The following is a 14,581-nucleotide window of genomic DNA, read 5'->3' on the forward strand; positions in this document are numbered from 1 at the left end:
CGATGGTGCCGATGTTGCAGTGCGGCTTATTACGTTCGAACTTTTCCTTGGCCATCGTCTCTACCTTCGCGCCGGCGGCTGATTGATTACGTGTAACGTCTTGGGGGGAGCTGGAGCGGGTAGCGGGAATCGAACCCGCATCCTCAGCTTGGAAGGCTGCTGCACTACCATTGTGCTATACCCGCCCTCGTAAGCTAGACTTGGGCCTAGCTATAACTGGCAGCGGGGTCGCGATCGGCTCCCGTCTCTTGGCTCGGGGGCCTCAAGCCCTCCTTCCGGTGTTCATCGCGCGTGGTGGGGGAAGAAGGACTCGAACCTTCGAAGCTTTCGCAGCGGATTTACAGTCCGCCCCCTTTGCCGCTCGGGACATTCCCCCACGGCGCGATGTGAACTACCGGAAGAGGCGGCCATATCTTCGATCTTGGCGTCCGTGTCAAACGGCTCGCTGTGGATCGAGGAACAAAAGCTCTTTGAGCAGGAACGGACTGTGCTTAAGCACCGCCGGACCGGCTCGCGGAACCTCGTGGCCCCCAAATCGGAGCGCGTCTTATAGTGTCCTCTCATTCTGAACGCAACGACCGTAGAAGGCCAAAAGCGCCAGAACGTGAAAATCGCTCCAAGCCTCAGAAAACCAAGACCTTTTCCAAGCCGTCGGGCGACGAGAAGGAGTGGATCTGGGGGAATCACGCGGTCGAAGCGGCGCTTTCCAACCCCGCCAGACCCCCCGCCAAGCGCCTTTTGGTCACCCCGGACCGGGCCAAGCGACTCGCGCCGAATCTGCAGCGCCACCCCGCGCTGCAGGTGTTCGAACCCGGCGATATCGCCCGGCTTCTGCCGCAGGGCGCGGTGCACCAGGGAATCGCCATGAAGGTGGCCGAGCCCGAGCCGCTGTCGCTGGCCGAACTGGGCACGCCGGCCAAGGGCGTGATCGTCATGCTCGACCAGATCACCGACCCGCAGAACGTCGGCGCGATCTTCCGCTCGGCCGCCGCCTTCGGGGTGAAGGGCGCGGTGCTGCAGGACCGCCACGCCCCCGCCCTCTCCGGCGTGCTGGCCAAGACCGCCGTCGGCGCGGTCGACAAGGTGCCCTACGCGCGCGTGGTCAATCTTTCGCGGGCTCTGGAGGAGCTGGCGGAACTGGGCTGGCGGGCCGTGGCCCTGGCCGGCGAGGCGGAAGCGAGCCTGGAAGAAGTGCTCGACGGCGGCCCGACCGTGCTGGTGCTGGGCTCGGAAGGCGAAGGCGTGCGCCGCCTGGTGGCCGAGCACTGCGACGCGATGGGAAAAATCCCCATGCCCGGCGGCTTCGAGAGCCTGAACGTGTCCGCCGCGGCGGCGATCGCGCTCTATGAAACGTCACGAGTTCGCGCCACGGGGGAAATCGGTTCGTGAATCCCGATTAACCGTTTTGATTTCGTCGCAACGACGTGTTTTCCTCGCGGACGAGTACCTCCGCGAGCTTTGCTCGCGGAGGATTTGAAGCATGGGATCGGGGGACCCGATGTTGCAGGTGAAGTTCCGGACGGCGGCCCTGGCCTCGTCCGCCGTTGTCGTGCTGGCGCTGGCGGGGTGCGGCGCCAAGCAGCCGGCCGATACGTCGTCGGCTCTCAACGAGCCGGCGCCGCCGCCGCCCGTCGAGAAATCCGAACTGCTGGGCGCGCCGCCGGCCACGGCCGAGGCTCCGCCGGCCGACGGCCTGCTGGGCGGTCCGATCGCCCAGCCCAAGCCGGTCGCCGTCACCACCGACGATTCGCGGCTGAAGACCTGGCGCCGGGCCGACGGCACGCTGGTCACCGCCATGCGTCCGATCGCCAATCCGCGTGAAGCCAAGCCGGCGGCCCGTCCGCACGCCAGGCCGCATCACGCCCGTCCCGCTCCGGTCGCCGCCGCGCGTCCGGCCGCCCCGGTCGTGGCCAAGGCGGCGCCGAAGCCGGCTCCGATCGTGGCCAAGCCCGCGCCCAAGCCCGCCGTGGTCGCCGCCAAGCCGGCGCCCAAGGCCGTCGCCCAGGCTCCGGTCCTGAAGCCGGTCGCCCCGCCCGCCAAGCCCGCGCAGCTGGCCAAGGCCCCGACTCCGGTCGTGGCCCCGGCCGCGCCCGCCGCCGCCAAGCTGCCGCCCAAGGTCGAGAAGCTGCAGGCCGCCGTCGCTCCCGCCGCCACCAGCGGCGCGGTGCTGGCCACCGCCGAGAGCCTGAAGACCGGCAAGGAAGGCCAGGTCACCCTGTCGCTGCCGGCCACGCTGGGCGACATGATCAAGCAGCAGGCCGCCAAGCTGGGCATCGGCAAGCCGGCCAAGAAGGTCAGCGCCTATGCCGACCTGGAAGGCCAGGGCTACGAGATCACCCCGAACGGCCGCCAGACCGCGACCGTCAAGCCGGGCGAGCCGACCACCTTCGCCTGGCAGGTCAAGCCGACGCCGGAGGCCAAGGGCCAGCTCTCCACCTCGTTCGGCGCCTCGCTGGACGGCGCAAAGCCCGCCCAGCCGTTCTCGCTGGGCTCGATCAGCAAGCAGGTCGCCGCCGTGCCGGCCAAGGCCAAGGAAGCCGCCGCCGGCTTCAAGCTGCCGGCCTTCCTGGACACGCAGTACGAAGTGCCGGGCATCGGCAAGGTTCCGGGCAAGTCGCTGCTGGGCGCGGGCCTCGTCCTGCTGGCCCTGATCATCCTGGTCGCCATCTCGCGCAACGCCGCCAAGGCCAAGGAGCGGGCCGAGCGTCGCCGCAAGTTCCGCACCCTGCACGACTACGGCCGCAACGAGCCGGAGTTCGACACGCCCAAGTCGCAGGACGTGGCCTATGTGAACCCGATGGTGGCCGCCGCCGGCGGCGCGATCGCGGGGGCCGCGGCCACGGCGATGTTCAACCACCACCAGGAAACCAAGGCCGAGCAGGCCGCCGCCCAGGCGGCCGAGCACGAGCCCTTCCCCGCCCCCGCCGACGACAGCCCGCAGGTGCAGCACGTCAGCGAGCAGGCCCACGTCGAGCCGGAACCGGAAGCGCCCGCCCCGGCGGCGACCGAAACCCATCGCGAGCCCGAACCGGTCCACTAGGATCGGCGCTCGTCGACAGCCTTAAGCGGCGCGTCCTTCAGCAGGGCGCGCCGCTTTCGTTTCCGGCCCGCCTTCGCGCCCTTGCCAGGGCGCGCGGCCTGCCTCATTGAGACCGCATGCTCGAAACGCTCTTCACGCCCGACGGCCCCGCCGCCGCCTTTCTCCAGGTCCTGATGATCGACCTCGTCCTGGCCGGCGACAACGCCGTGGCCGTGGGCCTGGCCGCCGGCGGCCTGCCGGTGAAGGACCGCAAGAAGGTCATCCTCTACGGGCTGGGCGCGGCCGTGGTGCTGCGTATCGGTTTCGCTCTGATCACCACCTGGCTGCTGGGCGTGGTGGGCCTGCTGCTGGCCGGCGGGTTCCTGCTCTTGTGGGTGTGCTGGAAGATGTGGCGCGAGATGCGCGACCAGGCCCAGCACGACGAGGCCGACGCCGCCGCCGTGCTCGACAGCGACCCGACCACCGAGCCGCGCGCCAAGCCGGCCAAGAGCTTCAAGAGCGCCTTCCTGCAGGTGCTGATCGCCGACGTCTCGATGTCGCTGGACAACGTGCTGGCCGTGGCCGGCGCCGCCCGCGAGCACCCGGGCGTCATGGTCTTCGGCCTGCTGCTGTCGATCGCCCTGATGGGCCTGGCCGCCAACGCCATCGCCAAGCTGCTGCACAAGCACCGCTGGATCGGCTTCGTGGGCCTGGCCATCGTGCTCTACGTCGCCCTGCACATGATCTGGGAAGGTCACCGCAGCGTGGTCATGGACCTGCACAAGACCGAGCAATACAACGCCGCCGCGCCGAGCGTCATCGACATCAAGCCCGACGAAGTGACCCAGCACGAGAAGCATCGCTAGGCCCATGGCGAAGATCTGGATCCCGAAGACCTATCTGCGCCTGGCCGCCCTCAGCGGCTTCGTCTCGGTGGCCGTCGGGGCCTTCGCAGCCCACGGCGTGCACGAGGCCCGCCCGGCCGAACTGCTGAAGACCGGCGCCCTCTACGAGATGACCCACGCGCTGGCGGTGTTCGCCGCCTTCGCCGTGGCGCGAGCCACGGGACGCTCGGCGGGCCTGGCGGCGGGGCTTTTCCTGTTCGGCACGCTGGTGTTCTCGGGCACGCTCTACGCCATGGCCTTCAGCGGACCGCGCATCCTGGGCGCGATCACCCCGATCGGCGGCGTCGCCTTCCTGGCCGGCTGGCTGGCCCTGGCCTGGAACGCCGGCAAGGTCGCCGACCAGACCTAGCCACGCTTGCAAAGGCGCGGATAGATCATTCTAAGTTGCACGAAGTGACATGAACTCCACCCAGGGAGGACAGGCTTCATGCGACCGATCAGGATTTCCCAAGGCGCGGCCGCGCTGCTGCTGGCCTCGACCGCGCTGGCGACCCAGGCCTGCTCGCAGGCCGGGCCCGACTTCCGACCCTACGACCAGGGCCGCTTCATCCCCTTCACGCCCTGGGCGGCCGGACAGGCGCCGTTCGACGGGCCGCCGACCGTGTCGCTGCGGCTGGACGGACCGCTGGGGGCTTATGCGCCGCCGCCGGTGGTGATGGACACCGGCTCGACCGGGGTGGTGATCTCGGCCGCCGACCTGCCCGGCTGGTCTCCCGACAAGGCGAAGGCCTATCCGCGCGGCTGGGAGTTCCTGAGCAGCAGCAAGCGGCTGTGGGTGGGCCATTGGGTCCCCACCAGCGTCGCCTTCGTCGATGCGGGCGGCGCCGAGTTGGCCCGGGCCCAGGTTCCGATCCTGGTGGTCGACATCGAGCACAAGTGCCCCGGCTACGACGTGAAGACCTCGCCGGGGACCTGCGCCGCGCCCAAGGCCACGATCAACATGCCCAAGGGCATCGCCTATATGGGCGTCGGCTTCGGGCGCGAGGGCAACGGCCAGACGCAGGGCACGCCGCAGAAGAACCCGCTGCTGAACCTTGCCGCCATCGACGGCCGGCCGATCGCGGCGGGGAGCTATCGCCGGGGCTATGTGGTGACCCGCGACGGCGTGCATGTGGGGCTTACCCCGGCCAACACCGGCGGCTTCCGGTTCGTGAAGCTGGGCCAGCAGGGCCCCAACGGCGCCATGGACTGGCCGCAGGCGCCGATGCAGGTCGCCGCCGGCGGCCTGCCCGCCCAGCCCGGCGCCCTGCTGATCGATACTGGCATCCCGACCATGTACCTGGGCGTGGCCGACCCCGCCGCCCTGCAGACGCAGACCCAGACCAATAACAACGACAAGACCCAGTCGACGGTGCTGGCGCCGGGCCAGACCGTGACCATCACCGTGCCCACCCAGCCGGTCACGAGCCTGGCCTTCACGACCGGCCAGGGAGATGCGATCGCCCCCACCCAGGTGCTGGTCAATTCGCCGATGCCGACGGCCTTCGTGAACACCGGCCGGCATGCGCTGCGCCGCGTGGACGTGCTGTTCGACGCCGACGGCGGCTGGTTCGGCCTGCGGCCGACGGGGCCTTAGAACCCCTCAGCCGTCATCCCGGGCGTAGGTCCGCGAAGCGGGCCGCAGACCCGGGACCCAGGGGCCGGCGCAATGCGTCGGCCGTCGCCGGGTGGAGGATCCAGGCGCGGCGCCCGGTCCCCTGGGTCCCGGCTCTCCGCTTCGCGGAGCCTGTCCTCGGGCGCGCTCTGCGCGACCCGGGGGGCCGGGATGACGGGGGATTTGATGCTAGGCCGAAGCCGCCGCCTTCTTCGGCACGGCCAGCAGGAAGATCGCCAGGCCCGAGCCGACGAGGCAGGCGAACATCACCGCCGCCACCGGGCGCGGGGTGCCGTCGTGCAGCAGGCCGGCGGCCCAGGCGGCCACCGCGCCGGCGCCGAACGAGACCCCGCCCATCAGGGCCGAGATCGAGCCGGCGCGGCGCGGGTCGACGCTGAGGGCGCCGGCCATGGTGTTGCCCGACATCAGGCCGTAGGTCGACAGCGCCAGGAACAGCAGCGGCAGCACGGTCCACTCCCCGCCGATGCCGGTCCAGGCGAAGAAGGTCAGGACCAGCGCCAGGGCGGTGGAGATCAGGCTGGCGCGGGTCAGCACCTCGTCGGGCTTGAACCGGCGAAGCAGCAGACGGTTGACCTGGCTGGCGCCGATGATGCCCACCGCGTTCGCCGCGAAGACGATGTTGAAGACCAGCGGCGAGTGGCCGTAGGTCCCCATCACGAGGTCGGGCGAGGTCGAGATATAGGTGAACAGCACCGAGCCGTTCAGCGCGCCGGCGATGCCGTAGCCCAGGAGGCGCTTCTTGCGCAGCAGCAGGCCGAAGGCGCGCAGCGGGTTCTCGGCCCTGGCCTGGGCGGCGGTCTCTTCCGAGCGCGACTCCTTGAGGCCCAGGAGCACCCACAGGCCGATGGCCAGGCCAAACAGCGCCATCACCCCGAACACCGCCCGCCAGCCGGCCACGGCGAAGATCAGGCCGCCAAGCTGGGGCGCCAGCACGGGCGCCAGGCCCATGATCAGGGTCATCAGCGACAGCACCCGGGCCGTCTCGGCGTGGTCGAAGCGGTCGCGCACCACCGCGCGGGCCACCACCGCTCCGGCGCAGCCGCCCAGGGCCTGGACGAAGCGGGCGCCCAGCAGCACCTCGATATTGGGCGCCAGGGCGCAGGTCACCGAGGCGATGGTGTAGATGACCACGCCCAGCAGGATCGGCGCGCGACGGCCCAGGCGATCCGACGCCGGGCCATACAGAAACTGGCCGATGGCCATGCCGGCGAAGAAGGTCGCCAGGGTCAGCTGCACCTGTTCGGGTCCCGCCTTCAGCGTCTGGCCGATGGCCGGGAAGCTGGACAGGTACATGTCGATCGACATCGGCGCGAAGGCCGTCAGCGCCCCCAAAAGCAGGACGAGCCGCCAGGGCGTGGCGGAGGGGGAAGCGGAAGCGGCGGAAGTCATGGGCGCCTTCTACTCCCGTCCGCCGCGACGGGAACCCTTTATCGCTTGCCCGGTCGATCACCGCCCCGCAATCTGACCACTGATAACATAACAAGGGAGACGCCGATGGCCGCCGCGCAGACCTGGCCGCAGCCGCAGTTCGCCGACATCAACGGCTTGCGGATGGCCTATTACGAGGCCGGACCGCGCCAGGGCGTCCCGATCGTCTTCTCCCACGGCTTTCCCGAGCTGGCCTGGTCGTGGCGACATCAGGTCGCAGCCCTCGCGCAGGCCGGCTACTGGGTGATCGCCCCCGACCAGCGCGGCTATGGCCTGACGGACAAGCCCGCCGCGGTCACCGACTACGACATGGAGCACCTGACCGGCGACCTTGTCGGCCTGCTCGATCACCTGGGCGTGGAGAAGGCGATCTTCTGCGGCCACGACTGGGGCGGCATCGTCGTCTGGGCCATGCCGCTGCTGCATCCGGACCGCGTGGCGGGGGTCATCGGGCTGAACACCCCGTTCGTGCCGCGCCTGCCGATCGACCCCATCGAGATGTTCAAGGCCGCCTACGGGCCGGACATGTACATCGTGCACTTCCAGACGCCGGGCGCGGCCGACGCCCTGTTCGCCCAGGACGTGGACAAGACCATGCGCTTCTTCATGCGCCTGCCCGGCGACAGCGTGGTCGGATTCTCGTCGCGTCCGGCCGAGCGCCGCTCGCTGGCCCTGCAACTGGCCCTGGAGCACTACGATCCGGCGACCGACGACAAGCAGTTCCTCAGCGACGAGGAGCGGGCCGTCTATGTGGAGGCGTTCGAGAAGGGCGGCTTCACCGGCCCGATCAACTGGTACCGCAACTTCACCCGCAATTGGGAACGGTCCGAGCCCCTGCCCCGCCGCATCGACGGCGTCCCCTGCCTGATGGTCATGGCCGAGCACGACGTGGTGCTGCCGCCCTCGCTCGCCGACCGCATGGGCGAGCAGATCGACGACCTGGAGAAGGTGCTGGTCGAGGGCAGCGGCCACTGGACCCAGCAGGAGAAGCCGGAGGCGGTGAACGCGGCGATCATCGACTGGCTGGGGCGGCGGTTTGCGAAGGGGTGAGGCGTCCGATCACATTGGGCGTCGGGGCGAAAACCTCGTCCTTCGACAAGCTCAGGATGAGGTTTTTCCAGCGATCGGGCCTGTAAATGGTCCTCACCCTGAGCTTGTCGAAGGGCGAGGACCACTCAGGGCGGCTAAAGACCGACTCGGCCTAGACGTCCGAACGCCGCCTCCATTCCAGCCTACAAACAGCCCTGATGGAAGTTGCGGGGCGGCAAGCGCTAGAACCTAGCCCTCAGCCCCACGCGCGCCGCACGGCCCGCCATCGGGGCGCGGTAGCGCAGGAACGAGTTGTGGGCCCGGGCCTCCTCGTCGAGCAGGTTGGTGGCGTCGACAAAGGCCTCCCACTTGGCGCCGCGCGCCTCGAAGGCGTAGGCGGCATGGGCGTCGACCAGGGTGTAGGCCGCCGTAGGCGCCTCGTTCTTGGCGATGCGATCCTGCTTCTCGTAGCGAACCGCGCCCAGGCTGGCGCTCCAGACGCCGTGCGACCAGGCCACGTCGCCGCCGAACCGTGAAACCGGCATGCGCGGCAGGTAGTCGCCGTCGAGGTTGCGGCGGAAGTATTCCTTGTCCCAGTCGGCCGTGGTCTTGGACGAGGTGAAGGGGCTGTAGCCGTCCGGCAGGGTGTAGCGGGGCTTGCTGCGCACCCGGTCGACGAAGCCGCCGAACACGATGTCGCCGACGGCCGTGCCACGGAAGGCGATTGAGCCCTCGATCTCCAGGCCTTCGATCCGGGTGTCGCCCTGGCGCCATTCGCGCACCGGCAGGGTCCGCGAGACGCCGGTGTTCCCCAGATAGAGATAGTTGTCGTAGTCGGTGCGATAGGCCGCCGCCGTCAGGCGGTAGCGGCCGCGCTGGAAGCCCGCGCCCAGCTCGGTGGTCTTGGCCCGCTCGACCTTGAGGCGGGAGTCGCCCTGCTCCTCGGTGAGAATGCCGAAGTGGTCGCCATTGGCGTAGAGCTCGATCAGCGACGGCGCGCGCTCGGTCTCGTCATAGCGGGCTTCGACGAACAGGCCCTCGATCACGTCGTAGCGCACGGAGCCCGACAGGTCGGTGGTCGAGTAATCGCGGTCCTTGGCCAGCGAGCCCAGGCCCCGGCCCGGACGGATGGTGGCCTCGTCGACATCGTAGCGGGTGCGGCCCGCGCGGGCGCCGGCCTTAACGGTCAGGGCGCGCCAGGCGAACTGCTCGGTCCAGTAGACGGCGTCCTCGCGCGTGGCGACCGACGGCAGATAGGCCTTGGCGCCGTCGGTGAAGAGGTCGCGCTGGCTGGCCTGCACGCCGACCAGGCCCGTGAAACCCGCGAACGGCTTGTGCGTCACGTCGATGCGCAGGTCGTCGGCCTCTGTGCGCAGGCGGGTGTGGGGCTGGCCATCGATCACCTCGCGGTCGTCGCCCTCGGTGCGGGCCAGGGCGAAGTCGATGCGCGCCACGCCCAGGGCGTCGGGCGTCAGGCCGCCCTTGACGTCGAAACGCGTCGAGCGGACCTGCAGGCCGATCGGCGAAGGCTGGGGGTGGCTGGAGGTGATGTAGGCGAAGCCCGGCACGCCGTAGTCGCTGACATAGCGCTGCACGGCCGCGCCGAAATAGCCGTCGGCGGTGATCCGGCTCGCGCCCAGCGTGGCGACCTTGGTCGTCAGGCCGCTGTTCGACAGTCGGCCGTCGGCGCCGGGATTGCGGTCTGTGATGACCTGGCGCTCGGGCGGGGTGCCGTCGACCCACAGGCCGGTGGCCGGGTCGCGCACCCAGGTCGGATTGGACAGGCGCACCTGGCACAGGGTCTGGACGTAGGTGCTGGACACCAGAGACTTCCAGGTGCGGCAGGCCGCGTCCTTCGAGCCGCCGGGAATGCGCAGGTCGGGCGCGTCGCGATAGAGGGCGTCCAGATGCCAGGCCCACTCGCCCTGGCCGCCGTCCAGCCGGGCCATGGCGGCCGAGCCGGTGTTGTAGCCGCCGCTGATCTCGGCCCGGCCGGAGAAGGGCTGGGCGGGAACGCGGGTCGGGATGCGGCCGTCGATGACGTCGACCGCGCCGCCGATGGCCGCTCCGCCGTTCAGAACCGAAGCCGGGCCCTTGGAGACGACGATGCGGTCGGCCAGGAACGGCTCGATGGGCGCGGCGTGATCGCCCGACAGGGTCGAGGCGTCGCGCGAAGGCATGCCGTTGACCAGCAGCGCCACGCGCGGGCCCGACTGGCCGCGGATCTCGGGACGGCCGGCGGCGGGGCCGAAGGCGCTGTTCTGCACGCCCGGCGTCTTGGCCAGGGTCTCGCCCAGGCTCGTGGCGCGCACGCGGGCCAGCGCCTCGCCGGCCAGGACCGAGCGCGAGGCGGTCAGGACCGGGCCAAGCTCGTCCTGGGGGCCCTCGACGAGGACGGGCTGAATGGCGGTGGGGGCCTCGCCGCCCTCCTCGGCATGGGCGGGAACGGCCGCGAGCGGCAGGAGCGAGGCGAAGGCGAGCAGGAATCTACGCAAGGGGGCACGCTGTCCGGGAAGGAAATGGCAGGGAAACGCGATGGCTCTCCTGAGCCGATCCGCGTCGCGCATTTCCGTTATGTTATATTGTAACGATTCTCAAGCGGAGCTTCGGATCGCACGCACGGGGGCTGACAACGGCCACGCTGCGCACTAGCGTCCGCGCCATGATCCGTCCCTCGCTCCTGGCCCTCTCGGCCTGTCTCGCCCTGGCCTCCCCCGTGATGGCCGAAAAACTCACCCCCGAGCGCCTGTTCTCCGACCCGGACATCAACGGCCCGACCGCCAAGGGCGTGGCCCTGTCGCCGGACGGCAAGCGGGTGACCTACCTGAAGGCCAAGCCCGAGGCGGCCAACGTGCAGGACCTGTGGGCGGTGGACGTGAAGGGCGGCGAGCCCTACCGGCTGATCGACGCCAACGCCCTGTCGTCGGGCGACAAGGCGCTGTCGGAAGCCGAGATCGCCCGTCGCGAGCGCGCCCGGGTGCTGGCCCGCGGCGTCGTCGAATACAGCTGGGACAGCGAGGGCCGCTTCGTGCTCGTGCCGCTGGACGGCGACCTCTATGTCGACAGCGTCGCCGACGGCAAGGTGACCCGCCTGACCCAGACCCCGGGCGACGAGGTCGACGCCAAGGTCTCGCCCAAGGGCAGGTTCGTCTCCTATGTCCGCGACCAGAACCTCTATGTGCGTCCGCTGACCGGCGGCGAGGAGACGGCGGTGACCGCCGAGGGCAAGGGCGCCCTGTCGTTCGGCGTGGCCGAGTTCATCGCCCAGGAAGAGATGGACCGTAACACCGGCTACTGGTGGTCGCCGGACGAGCGCCAGATCGCCTACACCCGCGTCGACGAAAGCGGCGTCGACATCGTGCCGCGCGCCGACATCGGCCCGGCGGGCGCGACCGTGATCGACCAGCGCTATCCCCGCGCCGGCCGCCCGAACGCCATCGTCGACCTGTTCGTCAAGGACCTGGCCTCGGGCAAGGTGGTGCAGATCGACCTGGGCGCCGACAAGGACATCTACCTGGCCCGCGTGGCCTGGTCGAAGGACGGCAAGACCCTCTATGTCCAGCGCCAGAGCCGCGACCAGAAGACCCTCGACCTGATCGCCTTCAGCCCGGCCGGCGGCCAGGGTCAGATTGGGGGCAAGACCATCCTGACCGAGACCGACCCGCACTGGGTGGAACTGCACGACGACTTCCGCCCGCTGAAGGACGGCAGCTTCCTGTGGTCGTCGGAGAAGTCGGGCAACAAGCACCTCTATCGTTACGCCGCCGACGGCAAACTGCTCGCGCAGGTGACCAAGGGCGACTGGCCGGTCGACAAGATCGAGGCCGTCGACGAGGTCGACGAGAAGCGCGGCCTGGTGTTCTTCAGCGCCTCGATCGACACGCCGATCGAGCGCCGGCTCTATTCGGTCTCGTACATCAAGCCCGGCGCGCCCAAGGCCCTGACCTCGGCCGGCGGCTGGTGGACCACCAAGGTCGCCGCCAACGGCGCCTTCGTCGGCTCGTACTCGGATCCGAAGACCCCGCCGCAGACGGCGCTCTACGACCCGACCGGCAAGCGCGTGCGCTGGATCGAGGAGAACAGGCTCGACGCCGCCCACCCCTACGCGCCCTACGCCGCCGACCACCTGGTTCCGGAGTTCGGCACGCTGAAGGCCGCCGACGGCCAGGTGCTGCACTACTCGCTGCTGAAGCCGGCCAACTTCGACGCGGCCAAGAAGTATCCGGTGATCGTCTCGGTCTATGGCGGCCCGCACGCCCAGCGCGTGACCAAGGCCTGGGGCGTCAACGACGAGGCCTTCGCCAACGCCGGCTACGTGGTGTTCAAGCTCGACAACCGCGGCTCGTCCAACCGCTCGACGGCGTTCAAGACGGCGCTGGACCGCCGCATGGGCACGGTCGAGGTCGAGGACCAGTTCGTCGGCGCGGCCTTCCTGAAGACCCTGCCCTACGTCGACGCCGATCGCCTGGGCGTGATGGGCTGGTCGTACGGCGGGTTCATGACCCTGATGATGCTGAGCGCCGAGGGCACGCCCTTCAAGGCCGGCGTCTCGGGCGCGCCGCCGACCGAGTGGGGCCTCTACGACACCCACTACACCGAGCAGTTCATGGGCAAGCCCGACGAGAACAAGGCCGGCTACGCGGCCTCGGACTTCCTCAACCGCATCGACAAGCTCAAGCCCGGCAGCCTGATGCTGATCCACGGCATGGCCGACGACAACGTGATCTTCGAGAACAGCACCCGTGTGCTGGCGGCCTTGCAGAAGAAGGGCATCGCCTTCGAGACCATGCTGTATCCGGGCGAGCGCCACAGCGTGATCCGCAGCCGGTCCAAGGGGCTGCACGTGATGAAGACGCACCTCGACTTCTTCGACCGCAAGCTGAAAGGCGAGTGATCGGAAAATAACGCCAGTGCGAAATCCTCGCCCTTCGACAGGCTCAGGGTGAGGATTTCTACTGCGACGCCGGACTTAGCCCTCATCCTGAGCCTGTCGAAGGACGAGGGCGGGCCAAAGGTCGGCGCAGGAGAGAGAAACTTGAAGCGTCTTATCCTGCTCGCCGGCTCCGCCGCCCTGATGGCCCTCCCCGCCGCCGCCGAGCCTTCGGCGAGCGTAGCGACAGAGACGGCTCTGAAGCGCATCGAGGCGCTCGACGGCCGCCTGAACAGCGTCATCGCGATCAATCCCGACGCCCTGAAGATCGCTCGCGCCCTCGACACCGAGCGTAAGGCCGGCAAGACGCGCGGCCCACTGCACGGCCTGCCTATCCTGATCAAGGACAACATCGAAACCCTCGACCCGATGGCCACCACCGCCGGCTCGCTGGCGCTGAAGGACAACGTCACCGGCCGCGATGCGCCGCTGGTCGCCCGGTTGCGGGCGGCGGGCGTGGTGGTGCTGGGCAAGGCCAACCTGTCGGAATGGGCCAATATCCGCTCGTCGCGCTCGACCAGCGGCTGGAGCGCCGTCGGCGGCCTGACACGCAATCCCTACGCCCTGGACCGCAGCGCCTGCGGCTCGTCCAGCGGCTCGGGCGCGGCGGTGGCGGCGGGCCTGGCGACAGCCGCCATCGGCACCGAGACCGACGGCTCGATCACCTGCCCCGCCGCCATGAACGGCCTGGTGGGCCTAAAACCCACGGTAGGCCTGGTCTCGCGCACCCACGTCGTGCCGATCAGCCACAGCCAGGACACCGCAGGGCCCATGACCACCACCGTGCGCGACGCGGCCCTGCTGCTGACCGCCATGGCCGGCTCGGACCCGGCAGATCCCGCGACGCTGGAGGCCGACGCTCGCAAGGGCGACTACGCCGCCGCCCTGTCGAAGGACGCGCTGAAGGGCGTCACCCTGGCGGTGGCGCGGTTCTACACCGGAGATTCCCCGAAGACCGACGCGGTGTTCGAGCAGGCGCTGAAGGACCTGGCGGCCCAGGGCGCGACCCTGGTCGAGGTGAAGACCTTCGACGAAGGTCCCGTCGGCAAGGCCGAGGGGCTGGTGCTGTTCACCGAGTTCAAGGCCGACATCGCCGCCTACCTGGCCTCGACCGATCCGAAGAAGGTCAAGCCGCGCACCCTGGCCGACCTGATCGCCTTCAACGCCGCCACGCCGGAGGAACTGCGCTGGTTCGGCCAGGAAACCTTCGAGAGGGCGCAAGCGACCAAGGGCCTGGACGACCCCGACTACCTGAAGGCCAAGGCCGACGCCAAGCGGCTGGCGGGACAGGAAGGGATCGACCGGATCCTGAAGGAGACCGGCGCGGTCGCCATCGTCGCCCCGACCACCGGGCCGGCCTGGACCATCGATCCCGTCAACGGCGACCACTACGGCGCCTCGGCCACCACCCTGCCCGCCGTGGCCGGCTATCCGCACCTGACCGTGCCGATGGGCCAGGTCGAAGACCTGCCGGTGGGGCTGTCGTTCATCGGCCCGGCCTGGAGCGAAGCCCGCCTGCTGAGCCTGGGCTACGCCTACGAACAGGCGACCATGCGAAGGAAGCCGCCGGAGATGAAGACGACGGTTGGGCAGTAGGTTTGATCCCTCTCTCTTTGAGAGAGCGACTGTCTGGATGATCAAGCGGCGAGTAAGGC

General features: G+C 69.6%; 10 protein-coding genes, 2 tRNA genes and 1 pseudogene. 8 read left to right on the forward strand and 5 right to left on the reverse strand.

What is annotated here, in order from left to right; all coding sequences use genetic code 11:
• Positions 1-111 precede the first annotated feature (111 nt).
• Positions 112-185: transfer RNA gene (locus tag ACODR1_RS24335), tRNA-Gly, on the reverse strand.
• 107 nt (positions 186-292) lie between these two features.
• Positions 293-376: transfer RNA gene (locus ACODR1_RS24340), tRNA-Tyr, on the reverse strand.
• A gap of 176 nt (positions 377-552) precedes the next feature.
• On the opposite strand from ACODR1_RS24340, the gene rlmB reads away from it, so the two are divergent.
• From rlmB to ACODR1_RS24365, 5 genes are all read left to right on the forward strand, one after another.
• Entirely contained in the window at positions 553-1,389 is an 837-nt protein-coding gene (gene rlmB, locus ACODR1_RS24345) for a 23S rRNA (guanosine(2251)-2'-O)-methyltransferase RlmB (protein WP_488882745.1), read from the forward strand.
• A gap of 91 nt (positions 1,390-1,480) precedes the next feature.
• Positions 1,481-3,040 (forward strand): stalk-specific protein StpX, encoded by a 1,560-nt coding sequence (gene stpX, locus ACODR1_RS24350; protein WP_488882746.1) that lies wholly within the window; start codon positions 1,481-1,483, stop codon positions 3,038-3,040.
• Positions 3,041-3,156: 116 nt separating this feature from the next.
• A complete protein-coding gene (locus ACODR1_RS24355; protein WP_488882747.1) occupies positions 3,157-3,885 on the forward strand; it encodes a TerC family protein in 729 nt (242 codons plus the stop codon).
• Between the two features lie 4 nt (positions 3,886-3,889).
• Complete coding sequence (locus ACODR1_RS24360; protein WP_488882748.1) at positions 3,890-4,273, forward strand: DUF423 domain-containing protein; 384 nt, start codon at positions 3,890-3,892, stop codon at positions 4,271-4,273.
• 78 nt (positions 4,274-4,351) lie between these two features.
• On the forward strand, positions 4,352-5,500 hold the full coding sequence (locus tag ACODR1_RS24365; RefSeq protein WP_488882749.1) for a hypothetical protein: 1,149 nt from the start codon (positions 4,352-4,354) through the stop codon (positions 5,498-5,500).
• A 207-nt stretch (positions 5,501-5,707) separates the two neighbouring features.
• Here ACODR1_RS24365 and ACODR1_RS24370 read toward each other — a convergent pair whose 3' ends face one another.
• The gene (locus ACODR1_RS24370) at positions 5,708-6,928 is read right to left on the reverse strand and encodes a multidrug effflux MFS transporter (protein ID WP_488882750.1); all 1,221 of its coding nucleotides are present in this window, start codon (positions 6,926-6,928) and stop codon (positions 5,708-5,710) included.
• A 105-nt stretch (positions 6,929-7,033) separates the two neighbouring features.
• Between ACODR1_RS24370 and ACODR1_RS24375 the strand changes: the two genes are divergently transcribed.
• The gene (locus tag ACODR1_RS24375) at positions 7,034-8,017 is read left to right on the forward strand and encodes an alpha/beta fold hydrolase (RefSeq protein ID WP_488882751.1); all 984 of its coding nucleotides are present in this window, start codon (positions 7,034-7,036) and stop codon (positions 8,015-8,017) included.
• A 29-nt stretch (positions 8,018-8,046) separates the two neighbouring features.
• Here ACODR1_RS24375 and ACODR1_RS24380 read toward each other — a convergent pair.
• Positions 8,047-8,142, reverse strand: a pseudogene (locus ACODR1_RS24380) (hypothetical protein); the annotation flags it as partial.
• A gap of 96 nt (positions 8,143-8,238) precedes the next feature.
• The gene (locus ACODR1_RS24385; protein ID WP_488882752.1) at positions 8,239-10,491 is read right to left on the reverse strand and encodes a TonB-dependent receptor; all 2,253 of its coding nucleotides are present in this window, start codon (positions 10,489-10,491) and stop codon (positions 8,239-8,241) included.
• A 167-nt stretch (positions 10,492-10,658) separates the two neighbouring features.
• Between ACODR1_RS24385 and ACODR1_RS24390 the strand changes: the two genes are divergently transcribed.
• Positions 10,659-12,890: a S9 family peptidase gene (locus ACODR1_RS24390; protein WP_488882753.1), complete on the forward strand. Its 2,232-nt coding sequence runs from the start codon at positions 10,659-10,661 to the stop codon at positions 12,888-12,890.
• A gap of 180 nt (positions 12,891-13,070) precedes the next feature.
• Complete coding sequence (locus ACODR1_RS24395; protein ID WP_488882754.1) at positions 13,071-14,522, forward strand: amidase; 1,452 nt, start codon at positions 13,071-13,073, stop codon at positions 14,520-14,522.
• The last annotated feature ends 59 nt before the right edge of the window (positions 14,523-14,581 follow it).

The sequence above is a fragment of the Caulobacter sp. FG7 genome (assembly GCF_057808875.1).

What these genes read in the sequence shown, in the direction of transcription:
- ACODR1_RS24390 (WP_488882753.1), top strand. Translation starts at nt 10,659, where the DNA reads ATGATCCGTCCCTCGCTCCTGGCCCTCTCGGCCTGTCTCGCCCTGGCC.
- ACODR1_RS24370 (WP_488882750.1), bottom strand. Translation starts at nt 6,928, where the DNA reads ATGACTTCCGCCGCTTCCGCTTCCCCCTCCGCCACGCCCTGGCGGCTC.
- ACODR1_RS24355 (WP_488882747.1), top strand. Translation starts at nt 3,157, where the DNA reads ATGCTCGAAACGCTCTTCACGCCCGACGGCCCCGCCGCCGCCTTTCTC.
- ACODR1_RS24375 (WP_488882751.1), top strand. Translation starts at nt 7,034, where the DNA reads ATGGCCGCCGCGCAGACCTGGCCGCAGCCGCAGTTCGCCGACATCAAC.
- ACODR1_RS24365 (WP_488882749.1), top strand. Translation starts at nt 4,352, where the DNA reads ATGCGACCGATCAGGATTTCCCAAGGCGCGGCCGCGCTGCTGCTGGCC.
- ACODR1_RS24360 (WP_488882748.1), top strand. Translation starts at nt 3,890, where the DNA reads ATGGCGAAGATCTGGATCCCGAAGACCTATCTGCGCCTGGCCGCCCTC.
- ACODR1_RS24395 (WP_488882754.1), top strand. Translation starts at nt 13,071, where the DNA reads ATGGCCCTCCCCGCCGCCGCCGAGCCTTCGGCGAGCGTAGCGACAGAG.
- stpX (WP_488882746.1), top strand. Translation starts at nt 1,481, where the DNA reads ATGGGATCGGGGGACCCGATGTTGCAGGTGAAGTTCCGGACGGCGGCC.